This window comes from Legionella sp. PC997, from assembly GCF_014109825.1.
Lineage (GTDB): Bacteria > Pseudomonadota > Gammaproteobacteria > Legionellales > Legionellaceae > Legionella.
Genome location: NZ_CP059576.1, coordinates 326553 through 348226, shown reverse-complemented (window position 1 = coordinate 348226; position 21674 = coordinate 326553). Strand labels below are relative to the sequence as shown.

Here is a 21674-nt window from a genome sequence, read left to right as displayed (position 1 = left end):
AAAATTTTGGTAGGCTCCCAAGACGAAAAGCTATCTCGTTTAGGTAGGGAATCTATAATCATCTAAAACAGTAGATAGCTTCTCCATCACCTCATCAACAGAGATTAACTGCATGGGTTCATCGCCATGTACATGTTGCCCCCAAACATCTTCGATACGTTTACTACCTAAAATTTTTTCTGCTGCTTCAGGATAATGATCGACAACCAAGTCTTGAAAAAGATATGGCCCAGAAATAAGGGGGTTGGTCACCGCATGTAACGCAATAACTGGGGTATTTACAGCAGTAGCCATATGTGAAGGTCCGGTATCAGGACAAAGAACCACCGTGGCTTTACTGATGAGCGCCAACAATTGTTTGGGTTTTGTTTTACCAACAAGGTTAATCGCAGGTATCACTTGGATAATTTGGTCTGCCAAGTGTTTATCGAAATCGATGGGGCCACCGGTTATAATAACGTGTACATTCCATTTTTCCCTGGCTCTTTGCAAGACCTCAATATAGCGATCAACAGGCCAACTGCGCTCTGGCTTACTGGCAGCGGGATTAACCACCAAAATCGGACCTTGCTTGGGTAAATGTTGTGTTGCCCATTCATAATCTGCTTCAGTAATAGGTAAATCCCAACGTATAACACGTTTCTCTATTCCTAAGGCCTGAGCAAACTTCAAAAATCCATCTAAAGTGTGCTCTAAGCCCGGGGTTATTCGTTCATTAACAAATAAACCATGAGCGTCATTCGCTCGATGCTCATCATAACCAATTTTACGTTTTGCTTTGATAAACGGATAGAGTAAATTAGTTCTTAAACTCGCTTGCGGAGCTAATAATACATCAAAGGTACGCCCTTTCATTTGTTTTTTAAAGCGCCAATAATCTGCAATGTTGTTCGGTTTATCAATTAGAATAAACTCTACTCCATCCATCCCTTCTACCAAATCAAAAGCAGGTTTTGAAATTATCCATGTCAACTTTGCATGGGGTAAACTGGATTGTAAGGTTCTAATGAGTGGCACCGCCATTAGAACATCACCTAATGCAGATAATCGTACAATACAAATGGATTTAATCATTCTGTAAAACAAACCTCGAGCCACAATAAGGACATACCTCTATACCAGTTTTTTCAATTGGCAAATAAACCTTAGGATGGGCATTCCATAAGATCATATCTTTTGTGGGACAACTCAGGGGTAATTCATTACGATGCACTACGTAATTTTTTTTCGTACTCGCTGGTTCTTTATTAGTTTCTAACATAATGTTCCTTTAACGCTTATTTATTAAGATTATCTAATATTTCCTCGATTTTCGCTATCATCTCATCGCGAAAAGCCTCATTTTGTGGATCATAATACAAAGCCTCTCCCCAATGCCTAAGCCACGTTAATTGACGTTTAGCCAATTGCCGAGTAGCGACAATACCTCTATCACGCATCATAGAAAAATCATAATCGCCTTGAAGAAATTCCATTGCCTGTCGATACCCTACACAACGCATTGAAGGTAGATGCATGGTTAAATTCCATCGTTCCTTTAACTGCGTTACTTCTTCAATAAAGCCTTCAGCTAGCATATGATCAAAGCGTTGTGCAATACGGTTATGCAGCCACGCTCTTTGTTCTGGAAAGAGAATTAAATTAACAAAATGAAAGTCAGGCTTTTCCTTATCCAGCTCATGAAAAGCCGATAAAGTTTTACCTGTTAAATAATATACTTCAAGCGCACGTTGGATTCGTTGTGCGTCATGTGCATGAATTCGTGCTGCAGACTCAGGATCAATCTCTAATAATTTTTGATGAAGAGCGGGCCAACCCTTTAAAGCAGCATCATGTTCTAATTGTTGGCGAACTACCGAATTGGCTTCAGGTAACGTTGATAGACCCTTTTGTAATGCATTAAAATACATCATCGTCCCTCCTACAAGTAGAGGAATTTTCCCTTTCAGGTAAATCTGTTCACATAAAGACAATGCATCCGTACAAAATTGAGCTGCAGAATAAGATTCAATTGGATCTCTAATATCGATTAAATGATGGGGAGCAATTAGTAACTCTTCCGGTGTGGGTTTAGCAGTTCCGATGTCCATATTCCGATAAATCATTGCTGAATCGACACTAATCAGTTCAAAAGGATATCGTTTAACTAATTCACAAGCTAGAGCCGTTTTTCCTGAGGCAGTGGGTCCCATTAAACATAAAACTAATTTAACCATTCATTATCTCAATTAAAAAACAAGCGGTAACCTATATTGAAGAAACCCCTCCCGTTATGAGAGGGTGAGGCTGGGGTTCTGATATGGTACGTGTAAAGCGCCTCATTAACCCTAGACACTTTCCTCCCCTGGTGAGGGAAGAAGGGAACTATTTCTTTAATTTTAATTATGCTCAAACACTATGTATCTACTAATTTTTTACAATCTTCATTGGTTAATGCTTTAAATAAGCCAAACTTTTTGTTTTTCTCTTTATATATTTTAAGTAATAATTCATTTAATTCAATTTTTTCCTCACGGTTCAGAAGTCTAGGATCAAATTTTTGTGATTGGTTCATTAATTCAAGTAATTGATCCTGTTGAACTACATTGCATTCTGCAATTGAATCTAGAAATAACCGTAAATCTAAATGTGGCATACAAAGCGGTATACTCCGAATAAGTACTTCATTATCGTCCACCCACTCCATATGTATTCCTAATGATTTGAGACTCTGTACTAATTCTATAGAATTAGAGTGTCGCTTTTGCGGAAAAGAATAACGAATAGGAACCAATAAAGGTCTACTTGCCAAAGGAAAGAACAACTGCGGTATTTGCTCCTGCATCCGATGTTGATATAAGGTTATTATATCCACAATATACGGTTGTTGATTTATGAACACTATGATATATCGGCTATTTAAAATGACCCAAGATAATTCCGTTTCACAATGATAAATGCTGTTACTGGATACAATTAATTTCGGATAAGGTTCATAAATTGTTTGAATCTGATTTTGATGCGACGGTTCGCTCAATTCATAGGGAGCATCTTCGCAAGTTTCTTTTTTAGCCTTCAGTGCCGCAGTCAATTGGGAGGTTAAAAAATCAAACACTAAACGGGGCTGTTGAAAGCGAACTTCATGTTTGGTGGGGTGAACGTTTACATCAACCTCTGCATGTTTAATCATTAGATACAATATGCATGCAGGAAATCGACCAGGATGTAATAAACCATCATAGGCTTGCTTTAACGCCTGGTGAATTAACTTGTCTTTAACCATCCGTTGATTAATATAAACCCACAAACGATCATTTTGACTACGCTGAAAATTAGTGTTACTTAACCAACCACAGAGCTTCATTTCCCCATGTTCCACATCAAGATAAATTGATTCTTTAACAAAAGCACTACCGAATATACGGGTTATACGTGTTAACCGAGTTTGTTCATTGGTTGCAGCAGGAAGAGCCAGGACCTGCTTTCCATTATGTTTTAACGTGAGCGCAATTCCAGGAGCGCTTAAAGCAAAACGTTTCACGGTGGTTTCTATTGCTTGAAACTCTAATTTTTCGCTTTTTAAAAAACGTTTTCGAACAGGTGCATTAAAAAATAAATCCACCACATCTACCGTCGTTCCTACAGCCCGAGCACAAGGTGAAATAGACCGCTCAAGGCCATGGACTCGCAGCATGGTCGCTGTCTCTTGATGTTCAGGCCTGGAACTAATAGTAACTTTTGCTATTGATGCAATACTTGCTAATGCTTCGCCGCGAAAACCCATACTGTCAATTGCATATAAATCATCAAGGGTACTGATTTTGCTGGTCGCGTGTGCTGCAATGGCCAAAGGCAAGTCTTCTGCTACAATACCTATTCCATTATCACTGATCTTGATTTGATTAAGCCCGCCATAACCTATTTCGATGGTAATAGCATCTGCACCGGCATCAAAAGAGTTTTCCAGCAACTCTTTCACTACTGACGCCGGGCGTTCTATTACTTCTCCCGCAGCAATTTGATTCGCTATGAGCGGCGGTAATTGATGAATTCTTATGCCCATGCTGGAGGAATCACCAGTTTTTGGCCCGGCTTAAGTCGAGAGATTCCGCGCAAATGATTGGTAGACTGGAGGGCTGCAACTGAAACATGATAACGGGCAGCTATAGCAGGTAAAGTTTCTCCAGCGCGAACCAAATGGACATTGTTCGTCGTCATTGCCTCAATACGAGATCCGTGAGGCGGATTTTCCCAAAAATAGCCTTTAATACCTTGAAAAATGGCCTGGCTCAAACGAGTTTGATATGCTGGGTTGGTTAAATTACGTTCCTCAATTGGATTTGAGATAAATCCTGTTTCTACCAAAATTGAAGGAATATCTGCAGACTTCAAAACAACAAACCCAGCCTGCTCTACTTTAGTATTATGCAAATTGGTGAAATTACCCAGCTGGCTTAAAACTCGTCCCCCCATTTGCAAACCGGAATTTATCGTCGCTGTTTGTGATAAATCAATCAGGACTGAACGCACCACACCATTCTGATCATCCAGATCGCCCAGGTTAACGCCCCCTAATTCTGAATAGTTCTCCTTTTCTGCAAGCCAACGCGCTGCTTCGCTTGTAGCCCCCCTCTGCGATAAAGCAAATACTGAAGCACCATTTGAATGTGGATTATTAAATGCATCTGCATGAATTGCCACAAATACATCGCCATTATATTTTCTGGCTATATCAAGACGCTGCCGCAGGCCAACATAATAATCTCCCGACCGCGTTAGTACAGCACGCATCCCGGGTTGTCTATCAATTAATTGTTTTAGCTTCAAAGTAATTGCTAAAACAACGTCTTTTTCGCGACTGCGGTGTGGACCTCTAGCCCCTGGATCCTTGCCACCATGACCTGCATCCAAAACAATAATAACATCACGGAGTCTAGAGGGTCTGCCACTCACCTTAATTGGCTTTTGATTTGCGAGGATAGGGAGTGTTGGTTGCTTGGTCTCAACTTTCACAGGCAATTTTGGCTGTTGTATTTTCTGTGTGGAGTAGGATTTTGGGGCAACGTACTCTGCTTTTGGAGGAGTAGTTGCGGCAATAGGCGCAACAAGATGACCGCTATGCAGTAAATCAACACGAATACCTCCAAAAGCACCATTGGGTTTCCAAGGAGCTGATCTAAGTTGTACTTTTTGATTTACTTCGAACACAAGCCTTAAAGTTCTAGGCTCCGAATGCCCGCTTCGAACTTGTCGGACTAATCCATTAATTAAACCCAACTGCTTTAAATCGACAGCCAATTGTGTATTATTTAAGTCCAAGACAACTCGTTCAGGATTATTTAACAAAAATAATTTATGGGTGAATGGACCATTAATTGTTAGAAACAGTGAGGTTTGATTTCCTTGCTGCTTTAAAACAATTGATTTGAGTTGAGCACTAAATGTTGTTATCGAGCAAAAACACATCACCATAAAACACAAGAAGCGAAATATCATATTTCACCTGCAAGACGCGCTAAAATTCTTTTACCAGCTGCGCTCAATGCCATAATTTGCATTTCACGTCCAGCCCCCTTAATAGCTAACTTAAAACGAATATCGACTTGTGGCAATGCTCCTCCTGCATTTTCTGCCCATTCAATACAACAGATGCTCTCCTGGGTAAAATAATCTCTAAAACCAAGATATTCCAACTCTTCTTCATGATGTATTCGGTAGAGATCAAAATGATGTAGGGTTAGGTGGTTGCATAAATAACTTTCTACTAAAGAAAAAGTAGGGCTTTTAATTGGAGATTGAACGCCCATATGTCTTAGCATAGCGCGAATAATAGTTGTCTTACCTGCCCCCAAGTCTCCACTAAAGGTCAGGATTAAAGAAGGACAAAGACAAGAGGCCAGATGGGAGGCAAACAGTTCACTGGCCTTCTCATCAGGTAAATCTAGTGTTATAACATCATTTAATTCACTATTTGTCATCATTCAGGATAATTCAATACGTGAGGTAAAACATCAAATAAATCACTGGCCAATAAACCAGTTCCTCCCAGTTTTTTTGCTACCAGATCCCCTGCAACTGCGTGAGCCCACACACCGCATTGTGCTGCTTCGGATAAAGAGTATCCTTGAGCACAAAGACCCGCAATAATACCGCTTAATACATCACCCATACCAGCACTAGCCATGGCAGGATTACCTCGGGGACAAACAAAAGTATCCTTCTCTGTTTGAACCACCGAACCAGCCCCTTTTAATACAACGACGCCACCATATTGTTTCTGGATATTTGCCGCGGCAAGGTATCTATCTTTCTGAACAAAATCAGCAGAAGAAGAAAGCAAGCAAGCTGCTTCACCTGGATGTGGTGTTAATATCCAATTATCATCCAGTTGAGGATTTTCGGCTAACAATCTTAAGGCAGATGCATCAATAACCATAGGTAATTGTGAGGTAATCGCAGTCAAAAACAGATTGATCGCCCACTCACTTTCCCCTAGCCCTGGACCAATAACACAGACCGTAGCCTGGGCTAAAAGCGGTTTTAAATCTTGGGCAGTTGCAACACCACTTACCATCGCTTCGGGAATTATTGATAAGGCACTTTTGGCATGTTCCGGCCATGTAGCAACGGTAACTGCTCCTGCTCCTGTTCGCATTACTGCTTTAGCAGCCAAACTGATTGCACCAGGCATTCCTGGCCCTCCACCAACTACTAAAACATGGCCATAATTGCCTTTATGCGAATTTTTTTTTCGTTTAGCCAAGGGTAAAGATATAGTATCTGAACTTAAAAGACGAGCAGTTGGAACCAAATGAGAGACACAGGAATCAAGTTGTAAAGAGCAACAATGAATAATACCACAATAATCCGGGCCATCGGCGGTATACATACCTGCTTTTTGAGCGATAAAGGTTAAGGTAATGGTGGCCTTAACACAAAAATTATCTACCTTTCCTGTATCGGCATTTAGACCTGAGGGAATATCCAAAGCTATAACAGGTAGCCCACTGGAGTTGATCTGATTAATGGCTGATGCAATAACTCCACGTACAGGCCCTTTTAGGCCAATCCCTAAAAGAGCGTCAATTATTAATTCTACTTCGGTCTCTAATGGTTCATCAGCCGCTTGACACTCCACTCCTGAATTTATAGCCATTAACGCTGCATGTTGTGCAGCAAAAGGGAGATCAGCCACTGCTTTACACTGGTAAATCGTTACTGATAAACCATGCTCATGCGCTAATCGGGCCACCACATATCCATCCCCAGCATTATTTCCAGCACCGCAATATACGGCAATATGTCGTACCTGGGGGTAAAGTTTAATTATAAGAAAAAATGCCTCCGCTCCTGCACGGGACATAAGTGCATTTTCATCCAATTGATACAAAGAAGAAGCTTGTTGCTCACATGTTCTAATTTGCTCACAACGATACAAGGCATTTGCTGGTATGATCATCTTGTGCTCCAAATCTACTATTTCGAACACTTGCTTATATGTAGTCTGGTTTAAAGCGTTGTAGCCTGATGAAGCGCAAAGTAACCCGAATCGTTGCTAAAGAGATAAAATCGCTCGGATACACTGCACTTAACCCAGGCTAAAGAGCACCGGACTACGTCCATTTTACTTGACTAATTTTAATGAAGGTTTATTTTTAGAAACAGTTGAGCCATCCGATTCAGCGCCAGCAGTTCCAGTAGATGCTGGAGGCGGATCTTCTTCATCTTCGATCGCAAAAGCAATGCCTCTACCATTTTCTTTAGCGTAGATTTCTAATACTGCTCCTGGTGGAACAAAAATTTGTTCTGTTTTTCCTGAAAAACGAGCAGTAAAGATGATACGATCGTTTTCCAACAAAAGACCGCGAGTTGCTGCCGGAGAGATATTTAACACAATACGATCATGATTTACATGTTCTCTCGGAACTTGTACTCCCGAATATTCCGCATTAACCAGGATATAAGGTGTTAATTCGTTATCTACAATCCAATCGTAGGCAGCGCGTATTAAATAAGGTTTATTTGATGTCATTGTCATATAATTATGCCGCTCTTAGTTGTCGCTCCGCATCAGTCAAACTTGTTTGAAACGATTCACGTTTGAACAAGCGCTGCATGTAAGCAATTATTCCTTTAAACTCCGGTGCAATTTCAATACCCAATCGAGGCAAACGCCACAATAACGGTGCTAATGCACAATCCAACAAAGAAAATTCATCACTCAAAAAATAGGTCTTATCGGCGAATACAGGATCCAGTGCGGTTAAACTTTCAAATAAATTTGCTTTCGCCTGTTCCGCATTATCTTCTCTTAAAATACGGTTCATTAAATAATACCAATCATGTTCTATCCTGTGCATCATTTTACGGGTTTCAGCACGAGCAACGGGGTAAACAGGTAATAATGGTGGATGAGGAAATCGCTCATCTAAATATTCCATAATAATACGTGGCTCATAAAGCACAAGCTCTCTATCAATTAAAGTAGGAACGGTTCCATATGGATTAACTGATAAGAGATCAGCGCTGGGTTCGGCCTGCTTGGCAGCAAGAATTTCAACATTCACCCCTTTTTCAGCCAACACAATCCGAACCTGATGGCTGTAAACATCGTCTGTATCGGAAAATAAAGACATTATAGTGCGCTTCGCAACAATTGCCATGAGCAACTCCTATTTAATTCAACCTATAACAAAGGTAAGTACACACACAAAAACTCGCACTTTACCACATTTTTACCTTTTTGGGTTACTTTACGCCGATTTTTCGCCAATAAATTGTTTTTAAACCCCAGGCGACGAGAAATAAAATCGCTAAGAAACCCACAACAAAATATCCTAAACAGTGACGTATTGACTGTACTGGTTCACCCACATAAACAAGAAAAGTCACCAAATCTTGTAAATTTCGATCAAATTGCCCCTCTGATAGATCATGCGCCAATGTTTCTAAAATATTTGGCATAGCAACATCCGGAACGAGATGATTATTTGTACCAAATGGACGAGCATCATCCTTATAAAAACCATTTAAATAGTTATAGAGCCATTTCATCCCTTTTTCTCTAGCAACTAAAGATAAATCTGGAGGTACTATCCCAAACCATTGCTTGGCATCCTCAGGAGGCAAGGCAATACGAATTGGATCATTAATTGTTGCTTGGGTAAAAATCAGATTACTTTTTAATAAATCTTGATTTATCTGACCATTAAATCCTATTAGCCCTAACCCTTTGGCCATATGATTATAGCGTAAATATTTTAAAGAGTGACACCCAGAACAATAATTCATAAATAATCGAGCGCCTTTTTGTAAACTAGCCTTATCTTGAACATCGAATTTTACCGTATGCGCCCATCCATCTGGAATTAGAACGAAGCATCCAAACCATACGGCCAAGTAGAAGGCGATTCCATGCATCCGCATCATTGCCCTCCTAGGCGAGAAGGCAAGGGACGTGATTGTTCATAACGAGAATAAAAAGGCATCAGGATAAAATAAGCAAAATAAGTAATCGTACTTATACGTGCCCAAAACAAGCGTATTGGAGTTACAGGAATTGTTCCTAAATAACCCAATACCATAAAAGCAGTTACGCCTAGAAACAACATAATCCTTGAGTAATTCCCTTTGTAACGCATTGAGCGAACCGGGCTGCGATCAAGCCATGGTAAAAAGAAAAGCAGTAATAGAGCTAAGCCCAAACAGATAATGCCTAGTAATTTATTCGGAACCGCCCGCAACATGGCATAAAATGGCGACATATACCACATTGGAGCAATATGATCGGGTGTGATTAAAGGATTTGCGGGTACAAAATTATTATGTTCTAAAAAATATCCCCCCATTTCAGGGGCAAAAAAAACAACGGCAAAAAATAAGCTAAGGAAAGCAAGTACCATGACTAAGTCTTTAACTATGTAGAGTGGATGAAAGGGAATGCCATCTAGAGGATTTCCTTTCGCATCTAAGTGATTTTTAATTTCAATACCTTCAGGGTTATTAGATCCCACTCGATGCAAGGCAATAACATGCAAGAACACCAAAAATACAAGCAGGAATGGAATGGCAATCACATGTAACCCAAAGAAACGTTGTAGCGTGGCATTCCCAACTGAGTAATCCCCTCTAAGCCAAACGACAAGATGTTCACCAATATACGGAACGGCACCTAACAAAGAGGTGATTACCTCTGCTCCCCAGTAGGACATTTGTCCCCAAGGCAATAAATAACCAAAAAATGCGCCCGCTAAAAGTAAAATATATAAACACATCCCCAAAAGCCAAACCAATTCACGGGGTTTTTGATATGAGCCATAAAGTAAACCACGAAACATATGTAAATAAATAACAATAAAAAAAGCAGAAGCCCCAGTTGAGTGCATATATCGCAGTAACCAACCAAAATTAACATCGCGCATGATATATTCTATAGAAGCAAAAGCTTGTTCTGCGCTTGGAGTATAAAACATGGTGAGCCACAAACCTGTTAGCAATTGATTGATCAAAACGACAAGGGCTAGTGAACCAAAAAAATATAAAAAATTTAAATTCTTAGGAAGATAATAGGCACTGAAATAATTTTTCCAGGTGCTCATCAAAGGAAAACGCTCATCGAGCCAATTGAGGAGTCTATTCATTAAGCAAGCCTTTTCTGTTACCAATCATAAATTGTAGCCTGGGCGCAGCGAGCGAAACCCGGGAAAACCATATTGTTCACCATCCCGGGTTTTCGCTTGGCTGCACCCAGGCTACCGATTATGCAGACAAAGAATCTATACTTTGTCCTCACCAATAACAAGAGTATGCTGATCGATAAAATAATATGGCGGTACTTCCAAATTAATAGGTGCTGGCACATCTTTAAAAACTCTACCGGAAAGATCAAAAGTAGAGCCATGACAAGGGCAGAAAAAACCCCCGGGCCAGTCAGGTCCTAAATCGCCCAAATTGGGTTTGTATTTTGGAGAACACCCCAGGTGCGTGCAAATCCCTATAAGAACCAAGTATTCTGGATTAATTGAACGAAACTCATTTTTTGCATAAGGTGGCTGCTGTCTCGTTACTGAATTTGGGTCACGAAGTCTTGAAGAATCCTGACTCAGACGCTGTAACATTTCCTTGGTTCGTCTAATTATCCATACGGGCTTACCGCGCCATTCAACAACCGCCTGCTCACCTGGTTCCAATTTACTTAGATCAACATGTACAGGCGCACCTTCGGCTTGAGCTTTGGCACTAGGTAACCATGAGGCCACAAAAGGGGTTAAAGCACATAAAGCACCTATCCCGCCTAATACACAGGTTGTTTTTAACAAAAATTGACGACGATCTTCATCGATACGATCGCTTTTATCCTGTTCATGATCAGGCTCAGTATTTTCATTCACCATCATTTGCTTATGTATTTGTAGCCTGGGTGCAAGGCAGTATAACCGGGGTCATAAGACATAGATACCTCGAGTCCCGCTTTCTTGCTCCTAGGCTAGGAACTTCATACTCTTACCACGCAAAATAAAAAACCCCGCAGAAGCGGGGTTTTTTAACCAATAAACGATTAACGTTTTGAGTACTGAGTTGCACGACGTGCTTTGTGCAGACCCACTTTCTTTCGTTCAACACGACGTGAATCACGAGTTAATAAACCACGCGCACGTAATTTTCTACGAACCGAATTTGGACTAGGTTCAGCATCTTCTGCTAATCCTGCTTCATCATAAGCAACTAATGCTCTGGCGATACCCAAACGTACAGCACCTGCTTGGCCAGAAACTCCACCGCCGGATACTGTAATATAAGCATCAAATTTATTAACAAGCTCAACGGTTTCAAGTGGCTGCATTACAACCATGCAGGATGTTTCACGGCAAAAATATTCCTGTAAAGTACGGCCATTTACTTTGATCTCGCCTTTACCTGGACGTAAAAACACACGAGCTGTTGAACTTTTTCTACGACCTGTGCCGTAGTATTGCTTCATTTCAGCCATAATACTTATTCCTCAATATCAAGTTGCTTGGGTTGCTGTGCAGTATGTGGATGCTCGTTGCCAGCATATACTTTTAGCTTACGATACATCTCTCTACCTAAAGGATTTTTTGGTAACATGCCTTTAACAGCAAGTTCGATAATTCTAACAGGATTTCTAGCCTGTAATTTTTCAAAACTATCTGATTTTATTCCACCAGGATATCCGGTATGACGATAGTACATCTTGTTGGTAAATTTACGGCCGGTCACAATAACCTTTTCCGCATTAGTAACTACAATGTAATCACCAGTATCAACATGGGGGGTATACTCAGCTTTATGCTTGCCACGTAAACGACGAGCAATCTCACTTGCTAAGCGACCCAAAACTTTGTCGCTGGCATCAACCACTAACCAGTCACGTTTGACTTCATGGCTTTTGGCACTAAATGTCTTCATTAAATGAACTCCGAACCGCCTAAATTGGTAATCTTCTATCATGGACGGGCGATTTTAACCAAAACAGAAACATCCTACAAGTAAAAAGGATAAAAATTTATAAACAATTAATTAAATCCGCGTAAATATAGCAAATTTCAAACAAGAATCATAATAATTTTTGTTCTCTTGTTTAATCTGTGTGAAGCAGAAACACCATCATTAGTACTAAGCGATTATCTACATAATCCTAAACTATAGGCTCTCTACGATGAAGCGGAATCCGAAATCAATGTGTTTCATAATTTAATTTCAGGTTTCTCTACTTCCACATCCAGACTGCCCTGATTTATTGATTATTCCTGGTCAATTAATAACTGCTCTGCAATATTGCCTGAAATTAAATGCTGTTCAATGATTTCATCAATATCAGAGAAAGAAGAATAGCTGTACCAGACGCCTTCAGGGTAAATCACGATACATGGGCCAGAACTACATCGCCCAAGACATCCCGATTTACTTACACGCACTTTTCCTGGACCATGCATCTCCAGTTCCAAAAGACGGGATTTCAAATAATCAAAAAAAGGTTCCCCACCAGTATTGCCACAGCATTGTTTGCCTGCAGCTTTTTGATTGGTGCATACGAGAATATGTTTATTATAATAGGCCAATGGACTACTTTCCTATAGATTCAATTTTTGTTTTTAACTTTAAACCAGGTTTAAAAGTCACAACTCTCCTGGCTACTACTGGAATTTCTTCTCCAGTTTTTGGATTCCTACCCGGCCTTTGTGGCTTATCCCTTAATGTAAAATTACCAAATCCTGATAACTTCACGTGATTGCCATGCTCGAGAGCATGTCGCAATTCTTCAAAAAAATTCTCGACCATTTCCTTTGATGCAGGCTTGGACAGTTTTAATTCATCACACAGGGTTTCTGCCATTATTGCTTTGCTTAGTGCATTCACGATTATTCCCTCAATATGATTGAAAATTGGTTTTCTAACATGTTGATTATAGCACTAATTAAAGAATTTATCTCTGCATCAACTAAAGTCCTACTTTCATCTTGCAAAGTCATTGCCACGGCAAGACTTTTCTTACCTTGAGGAACTCCTTCACCTGTATAGACATCAAATACATCAAAAGATTTTAACCAATTTTCGGTTATGTTTTCTCTAACAGCTGATTCAATCTGCATAACGCTGATTTCTGCGTCAACCAAGAATGACAAATCGCGGCGAATTTGCGGGTATTTTGAAATCGCTTTGTAACGTGGCGCTTCATGTCCCATTAATGCCGCTAAATTGATTTCGAATAGTAAGACATCCTCTTGCAAATCTAATGCATCTGCCAAACGTGGATGTAAGATCCCCATCCATCCGGCGAGAACTCCATTAATATGTATCTGTGCTGATTGACCAGGATGTAACGCATCATGGACAGCAGCTACGAATTCGACTTGTTTTATTTTAAGTGAAGAAAATAAAGATTGAAGATCACCTTTTAAATCAAAAAAATCAAAGACCCGAGTAGGCTCACTCCAATTGACACTCCCTTGTTCTCCCATTAATAAACCCGCAATACAAGGGCGCTCAATGGTTTGTTCTTTGCTCACATCAAAAACCACACCGATTTCGAAAAATTTAACCGCGTTTTGCTGGCGGTGAACATTATAAATCATGGAGGCAATTAATCCTGGCCACATCCCTGCACGCATTTGGGATAATTCCGAAGAAATTGGATTAAGCAACTGTATAAATTCCTTGTTTGGATAAAGTTCGCGTTGTAATACAGGATCAACAAAACTGTAACTTATCGTTTCATGATACCCTCTGTTACTGAACCAGTGAGACAGCTTCGCAGCGATTTCTTCATTACCACATGCTTTTCCAGCCTGCACTACGGTAGTGATAGGTTGTGCATGTAAATTATCATAGCCATAAAGTCGTATGATTTCTTCTACCAAATCAACATCATATTGGATATCAAAGCGGTGAGAAGGAATAGTGACCTCCAAACAATTATTATGGTCTTTACCTAGGACAACACCGAGCCCTTCTAATAAAGTTTTCATTTCTTGTAATGAAATAGTAAGGCCGGTTAATTTTTTTACTTTATCGGTGTCAAAAGAAAAACCCACCGTTTCTGGTACATACTTCCTATCTTGGGCCTCAATAACTGGTCCTACTTCTCCCCCTGCAATTTCTAAAATTAATGCAGTAGCTCGTTCCAAAGCCTTCATTTGCAAACATGGATCGACGCCGCGCTCAAAACGCTGAGAGGAATCACTGAATAAACCAAATTTTCTCGCAACACCGGCAATGACAATCGGATTAAAATAGGCACTTTCTAAAAATACGTCTTGAGTATGCGCTTGCACTGAACTGGCTTCTCCACCCATGATCCCAGCTATCGCCAAAGGTTTATCATGGTCAGCTATAACCAATACTTTTTCATTTAATGTTAATTCTTGACCATCAAGCAACCCTATCTGCTCTTGATCATGACTAAAACGTACATTGATTCCACCTTTGATTGTTGCTAAATCAAAAGCATGCATGGGTTGGCCTAATTCGATCATTACATAATTCATAACATCTACAATCGGATGCAATGTGCGAATACCACTCCGACGTAAACGCTCACTCATCCATAAAGGTGTAGTAGCTTTAGTATTGATATTACGAATTATGCGCCCACAGTATCCCGGACAAGCCTCTGGAGTTTTCAATTGGATGGGAAAGACGTCGTCAATACTGGGCGTCACTTCAGAAATTGTTTTTTCTAATAAGGGTAATTTGTTTAAAACCGCCACTTCCCGAGCGATACCTAAAATGCTAAAGCAGTCGGCTCGGTTGGGAGTTAAATCAATATCAAAAATATGATCATCAAGAGTCAAATATTCGCGTAAATCCATCCCTACGGGAGCATCCTCTTCTAACTCCATGATGCCTTCAGATTGTTCAGCCATGCCTAACTCGCTGACAGAACAGAGCATCCCTTGAGATAATTCGCCCCGTAATTTGGATTCTTTAATATTAAAACCTCCCGGTAAACGTGCACCAATCATAGCCAAGGCTACTTTTAACCCGGCCCGGACATTGGACGCACCACATACAATTTGCAAGGGCTTATCCGTATTGGCATTGACTTCACATACAGTTAATTTATCTGCATTGGGATGGGGTTGGGTGCTAAGAACTTCAGCGACGATTACGCGAGTAAACTCTCCTGCTACTGGACTTACTGCGTCTACTTCCAGGCCAGCCATAGTCAGTTGACTTGCTAATTCTTGTTCAGTTAATGAGTAATCTACCCATTCACGTAACCATAATTTACTTAATTTCATTTATAGTCCTTACCACCTAATTAAACTTTTAGGTCCGCAGAGCTCAGCTCAAATGTCGGACCACAATACTGCAAATGACAGAATCAAAGTGCACAATTTCTCAAAATTGACTTAAAAAAGTAAGATCATTTTCAAACATCATCCGTAAATCATCTATTCCGTAATACAACATCGCCAATCTATCCATACCCATCCCAAATGCCCAACCTTGGTATTCGTCAGGAGAAATATTCACCGCTTTGAGCACATTAGGATGCACCATGCCACAACCTAAAACTTCAAGCCATCCAGTAAACTTACACGAGCGACATCCTTTACCACTGCATTGGGTACATTCGATATCAACTTCTGCAGAGGGCTCGGTGAATGGGAAATAAGAAGGTCTAAACCGCAATGCCAATTTTCGACCAAAAAAATCTGCAAATAAGTCTTGGAGCAAGCCTTTTAAACTGGCTAACGTCGCTTGCTTATCAATCAATAACCCTTCAACCTGATGGAACATGGGAGTATGGGTCAAATCCGAATCACAACGATAGACACGGCCAGGAGCAATTAAACGAAATGGTGGTTTGCGTTGTTCCATAGCACGAATTTGAACTGGAGAAGTATGAGTTCTCAATAAACGGCCATCACCAAAATAAAAAGTATCGTGCATTGCACGTGCTGGATGATGTCCAGGAATATTCAGTGCTTCGAAATTGTAAAATTCAGTTTCTATTTCTGGGCCATCAACTATATCAAAACCCATACGACTAAAAAACTCATTAATTCGATGTTTTACTTGAGTGACAGGGTGTAATGAACCACTTTCTTTCTTACGTCCTGGAAGAGTTACATCAATGCGCTCAGCTGAAAGTTTTTCTAGTAACTGCTTTTCTTTGAGTTCAAGCATCTTCGATTCAATCAATGTGCTGATTTCACGCTTTGCCTGATTTACTAATTGACCTACTTTAGGTTTTTCTTCAGCAGATAAATGAGCAAGTCCTTTTAAAATTTCAGTTAGCTTGCCTTTCTTGCCTAGAAAATCCACGCGAATTGACTCTAATCCAGATACATCTTGTGCATTCTTAATTGCTTCAGAAGCCTGCTCTTGTATGGTGATGATATCCTGCATAATTATACCCACAAGTAAAAAGGAGGCCGCAGCCTCCTTAAAATAAGTTTTATCTTTTTAGCACTAATTCCAAGTATCCTAGGTTCGCTACGCTTCACCGTGTAATGCAGGTCATTAAGTGCTTTAAATAGGTTAATTTGCCAATGCGGCCTTAGCTTGTTCAGCAATTGCAGCAAAAGCTATTTTGTCATGAACAGCTAGATCAGCCAATACTTTTCTATCCAGCTCAATTGATGCTTTTTTCAATCCATCAATTAAACGGCTGTATGATAATCCGCACTCACGAGCTTGTGCATTAATACGAGTAATCCACAAGGCGCGAAATTGACGCTTTTTCTGACGTCGATCACGATAAGCATATTGACCCGCTTTAATTACTGCTTGTTTTGCCATGCGGTAGGTTCGGCTACGGGCACCGTAATAACCTTTAGCTTGGTCTAAAACTTTCTTGTGACGTGCTTTCGCTATCACCCCACGTTTAACTCTTGGCATTCTTCATTCCCCCCTTAACTACCGTGCAACATGCGTTCTGCTAAACGAGCATCGCATGGCTTCAAAGTACCAGACTCTACGCGCAAATGACGCTTCGCCTTAGTGGACTTTTTGGTGAGGATATGGTTTCTATAAGCGCCACGACGTTTAATCGCACCACTTGCTGTCTTACGGAAGCGTTTACATGCTCCGCGATGTGACTTTAACTTCGGCATAACAATATACTCCGCATTTGTTTCAGCTACTTAGTTTTTTTGGGTGATAACACCATCAGCAATTGTCTTCCTTCGCGTTTTGCGTGTTGTTCAACAACTGCAAATTCAGCGGTATCTTGCTGTAAACGCTCAAGAATCTTCATACCGAGTTCTTGATGAGCCATTTCACGACCACGAAAACGCAGCGTAATTTTGACTTTATCACCATGATTTAGGAAACGGATCAGGTTGCGTAGCTTGACCTGATAATCCCCATCTTCCGTCGTAGGACGGAATTTTAATTCTTTGACCTGAATTTGCTTTTGCTTTTTCTTCGCTTCAGCTTGTTTTTTACTCAGTTCAAAGAGAAACTTACCGTAATCCATGATACGGCATACTGGAGGCTTGGCTGTCGGGGATATTTCCACCAGATCCAATCCACCTTCTTCCGCTGCACGCAGGGCTTCACGTGTAGAGACAATTCCTGCCTGATTACCATCGACATCAATTAAGCGTACCTCAGGTACATTGATCTGTTCATTAATTCTTGCGCGATCATTTTCACGCTTAGTTGGTGCACTAATGGTTTAATCCCCCCTGCTTGTTAATTGCAATTGATCCTTTGCGAGCAATTTCTTGCGCCAAGGTATCACAAATTGTATCTATTGTCATCACACCTAAGTCTATTCCTTCACGAGAACGCACTGCGACTTGGTTTGATTCAACTTCTTTATCCCCTATCACTATGAGATAAGGTACTTTTTGTAAAGTATGTTCGCGAATTTTAAAGCCAATTTTCTCATTTCTCAAGTCATAGTTAGCGCGAATACCCTTTTTTTGTAAAATTTGGGTAACCTTTTGAGCATACTCATTCTGTTTTTCGCTAATTGTGAGTACTACCGCTTGCACTGGAGATAACCATAAAGGAAATTTTCCTGCGTAATGTTCTATCAAAATCCCCATGAAACGCTCAAAAGAGCCTAAAATAGCACGATGTAACATAACCGGAATTTGTTTGCTACCATCTTCAGCCACATAGGAAGCATCCAAACGACCTGGCATCGAAAAATCAACTTGTATCGTTCCACACTGCCAAATTCTGCCTAAACAATCAGCCAAGGAACACTCAATTTTAGGTCCATAGAAAGCTCCCTCACCTGGAGCATCAATCCATTCTATCTTGCGATCTTTCATTGCTTGCATTAATGCCGCTTCTGCTTTATCCCAGACCTCATCACTGCCAACTCGCTTTTCAGGACGTAAGGCCAGGCGATATTTAATCTCATTGAAACCAAAATCGGCATACACAGACTGAACCAGTTCGAGCATCATCGCTACTTCAGATTGGATTTGATCTTCTGTGCAGAAAATATGAGCATCGTCTTGAACCATATTACGAACACGCATCAAACCATGGAGGGCACCTGAGGGTTCACATCGATGACAATTACCAAATTCTGATAATCTTAAAGGCAAATCTCTATAACTTTTTAAACCCTGATTGAATACTTGCACATGACATGGGCAATTCATTGGCTTAACGGCATAGTGACGATTTTCAGTTTCAGTGACAAACATCTCGTCTCTAAAATTTGCCCAATGACCTGATTTTTCCCAAAGAACCCGATCAACTAATTGTGGTGTTTTAATTTCTTGATAACCAAAATCAGCCAGACGATGTCGCATATAGCGTTCAAGTTCTTGATAAATTGTCCAACCTTTGGGATGCCAAAATACCATTCCAGGAGCAATATCCTGGAAGTGGAATAACTCTAAGCTCTTGCCTAATTTACGATGATCGCGTTTTTCAGCTTCCTCAAGACGAAATAAATAATCGGCCAAGGATTTCTTATCAGCCCAAGCGGTACCATAAATACGTTGCAACATTTCGTTATTGGAGTCACCACGCCAGTAAGCACCCGCTAATTTAGTCAGCTTAAATGCCTTCAAAAATCCTGTGGAAGGAACATGGGGACCACGACAAAGATCTTCAAACTCGCCTTGCTTATACAGAGACAATATTTCATCTTTAGGAATATCAGCAATAATTTTCGCTTTGTATTCCTCGCCAATGCCTTTGAAATATGCAATTGCCTCATCACGAGGTAGTTCTCTACGTGTTACCGGGTAATTTGCCTTAGCTAATTCCATCATTTTCGCTTCGATGGACTCTAAATCTTCTGGAGTAAATGGTCTTTGAAAAGCGAAATCATAATAAAAGCCATCTTCAATAACAGGACCTATAGTGACCTGTGCGGTGGGAAAAAGACTTTTAACTGCTTGTGCTAATAGATGCGCAGTAGAGTGACGAATCACTTCAAGGCTTTCATCTTGCTTTTCTGTAAGGATTACTAAGGCGCAATCATTTTCAATAAGGAAAGAAGTATCGACTAAACGATCATTAATACGACCCGCAATAGCTGCTTTAGCTAAGCCAGGGCTTATGCTATGAGCTACATCATAGACAGTTAAAGGCGCTTCAAAATGTTTTATACTTCCATCAGGCAGTTTAATGTTTGGCATAATTTTATCCGTAAGCACTTCTTTTCAAAAAAAAGCCCTGCATGGCAGGGCTTAAACCTTAATTTAAGAGGAGTCAATTTTAAGCATCATCCCAAATGAAAGCGGGCGCTCCTGGAAAACGATTTAGTTGCATGGTAGGCACGAGTGGGATCGAACCACCGACCACCACCATGTCAAGGTGGTGCTCTACCACTGAGCTACGTGCCTATAAAACGACCTTCATACACATTGGGGTGAAGTATATAATAAGGTGATATTACAAAGCAATCATTTACCTAGAAAAAACGGATGAATCCATAGTGCGCGTGTTAAAACAACGCTATTGCTTTTTCAGGCTCCTTTTATCATTAGGTAATGGCCAGTTCACGCCGGTATAGCGGCACTTGCAATAAAAACTCGCTTATATTGTGTTTCACTACCTCTGTAAAGCTATTATTATAGGCAAATACTTTTCGTTGTCGCTCTGAGTTTGTCCCTGCATCCATAATCGCTTCAAGCGTCGAAAAATAGGTGTGATAATTGAGTTGCTCAATATAGGGTTTTAATTTCTCAAACCACTCTCGCAAATCGTCGCGCATTAATTTTGTTTTACCGTCGGTATTCATTACTAACTCAGCATCCAAGCCATGACGAATGGCCCTCCACTTATTTTCTCGAGAAAGCCCATAAGGGGGGTAAGCGACTGCTTCCAGCCAACTTCCATTATTAGCAAACCAATGGGCGAGTGCGTGAATTAAAGCTACTAGAGCTAATGTTTCTGCTAATGTTGCCGTACCATCACAAACACGAATTTCGAGCGTCCCAAAATTAGGATTGGCCTTAAATCCCACCATAAATCTTTAAGTGATTTTATAGAGCCACAGACTTTAAGGGTCTTATAAATATTCAAAATCCTGCCATGAGCGGACATGATAGGGTTGACCCGCTGTGGGAAGAGCTTCATAGGTGGTTGGACGACAAGAAGATAGGCCGGTATCAATCCCTTGCCAAAAAGGGGAACTTGCAGACAAGGCTAATAAATGCGGTAAAAAATACATGAAGAAATTATTAAAGCGTATGCATTCTTCTCCACTGGACATACCTAAATGGACATGCAGTCCGTACACACTCATACGCCGAGTAAGCCATTGATTTCGATCAATTAAATCCAGATAACGGGTTGTTGGTGAGAAAATCCAATCAGCATATTTAGAAAAGGGATGAGATCCCGTTGCTGCAAGTAATATTCCGAGCTTTTTGGCAGCATGTTGAAGCTCAGATATTGAAGTATATAGATCTTCTTCAACCTCTTGCACTAAGTTGCATTTAGCAGTATTTACTTCGATCGTACTTAAATAAAATTCAAGTTTAATTTTCTCATGGTGAGACATCGCATTTAAGATCTCTTCTGCTCGAGAACATAAGTTATAGGTTTCAGAATCATAAGTTGCAGTTCAATTTCTACTCCCAAAGTCAGTATTCCGCCACTATTAAATTGAATTTCTTCTTCTGAGGCGGATACAGTATCTTCGGTTTGCGTAGCCAAGGATTCTTTGAGTTGACTTTGCATAATTAATCCTTCTTTTTATTATTGATAGTTGGAATATATGTTGAAAGTCCCTCTTTGAT

At 40.4% G+C, this 21674-nt stretch carries 25 protein-coding genes and 1 tRNA gene; all 26 read right to left on the bottom strand.

Features of this window, described 5'->3' with window-relative positions:
- Positions 1-39: 39 nt before the first annotated feature.
- The 26 genes from HBNCFIEN_RS01575 to HBNCFIEN_RS17625 all read right to left on the bottom strand — a co-directional run bounded on the left by HBNCFIEN_RS01575 (position 40) and on the right by HBNCFIEN_RS17625 (position 21615).
- Entirely contained in the window at positions 40-1074 is a 1035-nt protein-coding gene (locus HBNCFIEN_RS01575; protein WP_182392403.1) for a glycosyltransferase family 9 protein, read from the bottom strand.
- Complete coding sequence (locus HBNCFIEN_RS01570) at positions 1067-1261, bottom strand: zinc-finger domain-containing protein (RefSeq protein WP_182392402.1); 195 nt, start codon at positions 1259-1261, stop codon at positions 1067-1069. The genes HBNCFIEN_RS01575 and HBNCFIEN_RS01570 overlap by 8 nt, the downstream gene beginning before the upstream one ends.
- A 16-nt stretch (positions 1262-1277) precedes the next feature.
- Entirely contained in the window at positions 1278-2216 is a 939-nt protein-coding gene (miaA, locus tag HBNCFIEN_RS01565) for a tRNA (adenosine(37)-N6)-dimethylallyltransferase MiaA (RefSeq protein ID WP_182392401.1), read from the bottom strand.
- A 179-nt stretch (positions 2217-2395) separates the two neighbouring features.
- Positions 2396-4042 carry a DNA mismatch repair endonuclease MutL gene (mutL, locus tag HBNCFIEN_RS01560; protein ID WP_182392400.1) on the bottom strand — a complete coding sequence of 549 codons (1647 nt, stop codon included), beginning with the start codon at positions 4040-4042 and terminating at the stop codon, positions 2396-2398.
- Entirely contained in the window at positions 4033-5475 is a 1443-nt protein-coding gene (locus HBNCFIEN_RS01555) for an N-acetylmuramoyl-L-alanine amidase (protein ID WP_182392399.1), read from the bottom strand. Before HBNCFIEN_RS01555 ends, mutL begins: the two co-directional genes overlap by 10 nt.
- Entirely contained in the window at positions 5472-5957 is a 486-nt protein-coding gene (gene tsaE, locus HBNCFIEN_RS01550; protein WP_370530115.1) for a tRNA (adenosine(37)-N6)-threonylcarbamoyltransferase complex ATPase subunit type 1 TsaE, read from the bottom strand. Before tsaE ends, HBNCFIEN_RS01555 begins: the two co-directional genes overlap by 4 nt.
- Positions 5957-7438, bottom strand: coding sequence for an NAD(P)H-hydrate dehydratase (locus HBNCFIEN_RS01545; RefSeq protein WP_182392397.1), 1482 nt, complete (start codon positions 7436-7438; stop codon positions 5957-5959). The genes tsaE and HBNCFIEN_RS01545 overlap by 1 nt, the downstream gene beginning before the upstream one ends.
- Before the next feature lie 165 nt (positions 7439-7603).
- On the bottom strand, positions 7604-8017 hold the full coding sequence (locus tag HBNCFIEN_RS01540; protein WP_182392396.1) for a ClpXP protease specificity-enhancing factor: 414 nt from the start codon (positions 8015-8017) through the stop codon (positions 7604-7606).
- A 4-nt stretch (positions 8018-8021) separates the two neighbouring features.
- Positions 8022-8642 (bottom strand): glutathione S-transferase N-terminal domain-containing protein, encoded by a 621-nt coding sequence (locus tag HBNCFIEN_RS01535; protein WP_182392395.1) that lies wholly within the window; start codon positions 8640-8642, stop codon positions 8022-8024.
- A gap of 85 nt (positions 8643-8727) precedes the next feature.
- Positions 8728-9405: a cytochrome c1 gene (locus HBNCFIEN_RS01530; RefSeq protein ID WP_182393581.1), complete on the bottom strand. Its 678-nt coding sequence runs from the start codon at positions 9403-9405 to the stop codon at positions 8728-8730.
- Positions 9405-10619 carry a cytochrome b N-terminal domain-containing protein gene (locus HBNCFIEN_RS01525; RefSeq protein WP_182392394.1) on the bottom strand — a complete coding sequence of 405 codons (1215 nt, stop codon included), beginning with the start codon at positions 10617-10619 and terminating at the stop codon, positions 9405-9407. Before HBNCFIEN_RS01525 ends, HBNCFIEN_RS01530 begins: the two co-directional genes overlap by 1 nt.
- Before the next feature lie 135 nt (positions 10620-10754).
- A complete protein-coding gene (gene petA, locus HBNCFIEN_RS01520; RefSeq protein WP_182393580.1) occupies positions 10755-11372 on the bottom strand; it encodes a ubiquinol-cytochrome c reductase iron-sulfur subunit in 618 nt (205 codons plus the stop codon).
- A 164-nt stretch (positions 11373-11536) separates the two neighbouring features.
- Positions 11537-11968 carry a 30S ribosomal protein S9 gene (rpsI, locus tag HBNCFIEN_RS01515; protein WP_182392393.1) on the bottom strand — a complete coding sequence of 144 codons (432 nt, stop codon included), beginning with the start codon at positions 11966-11968 and terminating at the stop codon, positions 11537-11539.
- Positions 11969-11973: 5 nt separating this feature from the next.
- Positions 11974-12408: a 50S ribosomal protein L13 gene (gene rplM, locus HBNCFIEN_RS01510; protein ID WP_028380713.1), complete on the bottom strand. Its 435-nt coding sequence runs from the start codon at positions 12406-12408 to the stop codon at positions 11974-11976.
- 335 nt (positions 12409-12743) lie between these two features.
- Positions 12744-13061, bottom strand: coding sequence for a ferredoxin (locus tag HBNCFIEN_RS01505; RefSeq protein ID WP_182392392.1), 318 nt, complete (start codon positions 13059-13061; stop codon positions 12744-12746).
- Positions 13062-13065: 4 nt separating this feature from the next.
- Positions 13066-13359, bottom strand: a complete 294-nt coding sequence (locus tag HBNCFIEN_RS01500) for an integration host factor subunit alpha (protein WP_182392391.1) — start codon at positions 13357-13359, stop codon at positions 13066-13068.
- A 2-nt stretch (positions 13360-13361) separates the two neighbouring features.
- Positions 13362-15743: a phenylalanine--tRNA ligase subunit beta gene (pheT, locus tag HBNCFIEN_RS01495; RefSeq protein ID WP_182392390.1), complete on the bottom strand. Its 2382-nt coding sequence runs from the start codon at positions 15741-15743 to the stop codon at positions 13362-13364.
- Between the two features lie 100 nt (positions 15744-15843).
- On the bottom strand, positions 15844-16857 hold the full coding sequence (gene pheS, locus HBNCFIEN_RS01490) for a phenylalanine--tRNA ligase subunit alpha (RefSeq protein ID WP_182392389.1): 1014 nt from the start codon (positions 16855-16857) through the stop codon (positions 15844-15846).
- Between the two features lie 132 nt (positions 16858-16989).
- The gene (rplT, locus tag HBNCFIEN_RS01485; protein WP_182392388.1) at positions 16990-17349 is read right to left on the bottom strand and encodes a 50S ribosomal protein L20; all 360 of its coding nucleotides are present in this window, start codon (positions 17347-17349) and stop codon (positions 16990-16992) included.
- Positions 17350-17363: 14 nt separating this feature from the next.
- On the bottom strand, positions 17364-17564 hold the full coding sequence (gene rpmI, locus HBNCFIEN_RS01480) for a 50S ribosomal protein L35 (protein ID WP_182392387.1): 201 nt from the start codon (positions 17562-17564) through the stop codon (positions 17364-17366).
- Between the two features lie 26 nt (positions 17565-17590).
- Positions 17591-18127 (bottom strand): translation initiation factor IF-3, encoded by a 537-nt coding sequence (gene infC / locus HBNCFIEN_RS01475; RefSeq protein WP_040523000.1) that lies wholly within the window; start codon positions 18125-18127, stop codon positions 17591-17593.
- Entirely contained in the window at positions 18123-20066 is a 1944-nt protein-coding gene (gene thrS, locus HBNCFIEN_RS01470; protein WP_182392386.1) for a threonine--tRNA ligase, read from the bottom strand. Before thrS ends, infC begins: the two co-directional genes overlap by 5 nt.
- Before the next feature lie 132 nt (positions 20067-20198).
- A tRNA-Val gene (locus HBNCFIEN_RS01465) sits at positions 20199-20273 on the bottom strand.
- Between the two features lie 140 nt (positions 20274-20413).
- Complete coding sequence (locus tag HBNCFIEN_RS17635) at positions 20414-20899, bottom strand: hypothetical protein (protein ID WP_255464292.1); 486 nt, start codon at positions 20897-20899, stop codon at positions 20414-20416.
- Between the two features lie 42 nt (positions 20900-20941).
- Entirely contained in the window at positions 20942-21436 is a 495-nt protein-coding gene (locus tag HBNCFIEN_RS17630) for a glutamate-cysteine ligase family protein (protein ID WP_255464291.1), read from the bottom strand.
- 5 nt (positions 21437-21441) lie between these two features.
- On the bottom strand, positions 21442-21615 hold the full coding sequence (locus tag HBNCFIEN_RS17625) for a hypothetical protein (RefSeq protein ID WP_255464290.1): 174 nt from the start codon (positions 21613-21615) through the stop codon (positions 21442-21444).
- Positions 21616-21674: the final 59 nt, after the last annotated feature.

Excerpts from the sequence above, each read along its gene's own strand:
- rplM (WP_028380713.1), bottom strand. The coding sequence starts at position 12,408 with ATGAAGACATTTAGTGCCAAAAGCCATGAAGTCAAACGTGACTGGTTA.
- rpsI (WP_182392393.1), bottom strand. The coding sequence starts at position 11,968 with ATGGCTGAAATGAAGCAATACTACGGCACAGGTCGTAGAAAAAGTTCA.
- HBNCFIEN_RS01530 (WP_182393581.1), bottom strand. The coding sequence starts at position 9,405 with ATGCGGATGCATGGAATCGCCTTCTACTTGGCCGTATGGTTTGGATGC.
- tsaE (WP_370530115.1), bottom strand. The coding sequence starts at position 5,957 with ATGACAAATAGTGAATTAAATGATGTTATAACACTAGATTTACCTGAT.
- HBNCFIEN_RS01575 (WP_182392403.1), bottom strand. The coding sequence starts at position 1,074 with ATGATTAAATCCATTTGTATTGTACGATTATCTGCATTAGGTGATGTT.
- rplT (WP_182392388.1), bottom strand. The coding sequence starts at position 17,349 with ATGCCAAGAGTTAAACGTGGGGTGATAGCGAAAGCACGTCACAAGAAA.
- pheS (WP_182392389.1), bottom strand. The coding sequence starts at position 16,857 with ATGCAGGATATCATCACCATACAAGAGCAGGCTTCTGAAGCAATTAAG.
- HBNCFIEN_RS01555 (WP_182392399.1), bottom strand. The coding sequence starts at position 5,475 with ATGATATTTCGCTTCTTGTGTTTTATGGTGATGTGTTTTTGCTCGATA.
- HBNCFIEN_RS17625 (WP_255464290.1), bottom strand. The coding sequence starts at position 21,615 with ATGCAAAGTCAACTCAAAGAATCCTTGGCTACGCAAACCGAAGATACT.
- HBNCFIEN_RS01535 (WP_182392395.1), bottom strand. The coding sequence starts at position 8,642 with ATGGCAATTGTTGCGAAGCGCACTATAATGTCTTTATTTTCCGATACA.
- HBNCFIEN_RS17635 (WP_255464292.1), bottom strand. The coding sequence starts at position 20,899 with ATGGTGGGATTTAAGGCCAATCCTAATTTTGGGACGCTCGAAATTCGT.
- HBNCFIEN_RS17630 (WP_255464291.1), bottom strand. The coding sequence starts at position 21,436 with ATGTCTCACCATGAGAAAATTAAACTTGAATTTTATTTAAGTACGATC.
- HBNCFIEN_RS01540 (WP_182392396.1), bottom strand. The coding sequence starts at position 8,017 with ATGACAATGACATCAAATAAACCTTATTTAATACGCGCTGCCTACGAT.
- mutL (WP_182392400.1), bottom strand. The coding sequence starts at position 4,042 with ATGGGCATAAGAATTCATCAATTACCGCCGCTCATAGCGAATCAAATT.
- HBNCFIEN_RS01545 (WP_182392397.1), bottom strand. The coding sequence starts at position 7,438 with ATGATCATACCAGCAAATGCCTTGTATCGTTGTGAGCAAATTAGAACA.
- miaA (WP_182392401.1), bottom strand. The coding sequence starts at position 2,216 with ATGGTTAAATTAGTTTTATGTTTAATGGGACCCACTGCCTCAGGAAAA.
- petA (WP_182393580.1), bottom strand. The coding sequence starts at position 11,372 with ATGGTGAATGAAAATACTGAGCCTGATCATGAACAGGATAAAAGCGAT.
- pheT (WP_182392390.1), bottom strand. The coding sequence starts at position 15,743 with ATGAAATTAAGTAAATTATGGTTACGTGAATGGGTAGATTACTCATTA.
- HBNCFIEN_RS01570 (WP_182392402.1), bottom strand. The coding sequence starts at position 1,261 with ATGTTAGAAACTAATAAAGAACCAGCGAGTACGAAAAAAAATTACGTA.
- HBNCFIEN_RS01525 (WP_182392394.1), bottom strand. The coding sequence starts at position 10,619 with ATGAATAGACTCCTCAATTGGCTCGATGAGCGTTTTCCTTTGATGAGC.
- rpmI (WP_182392387.1), bottom strand. The coding sequence starts at position 17,564 with ATGCCGAAGTTAAAGTCACATCGCGGAGCATGTAAACGCTTCCGTAAG.
- thrS (WP_182392386.1), bottom strand. The coding sequence starts at position 20,066 with ATGCCAAACATTAAACTGCCTGATGGAAGTATAAAACATTTTGAAGCG.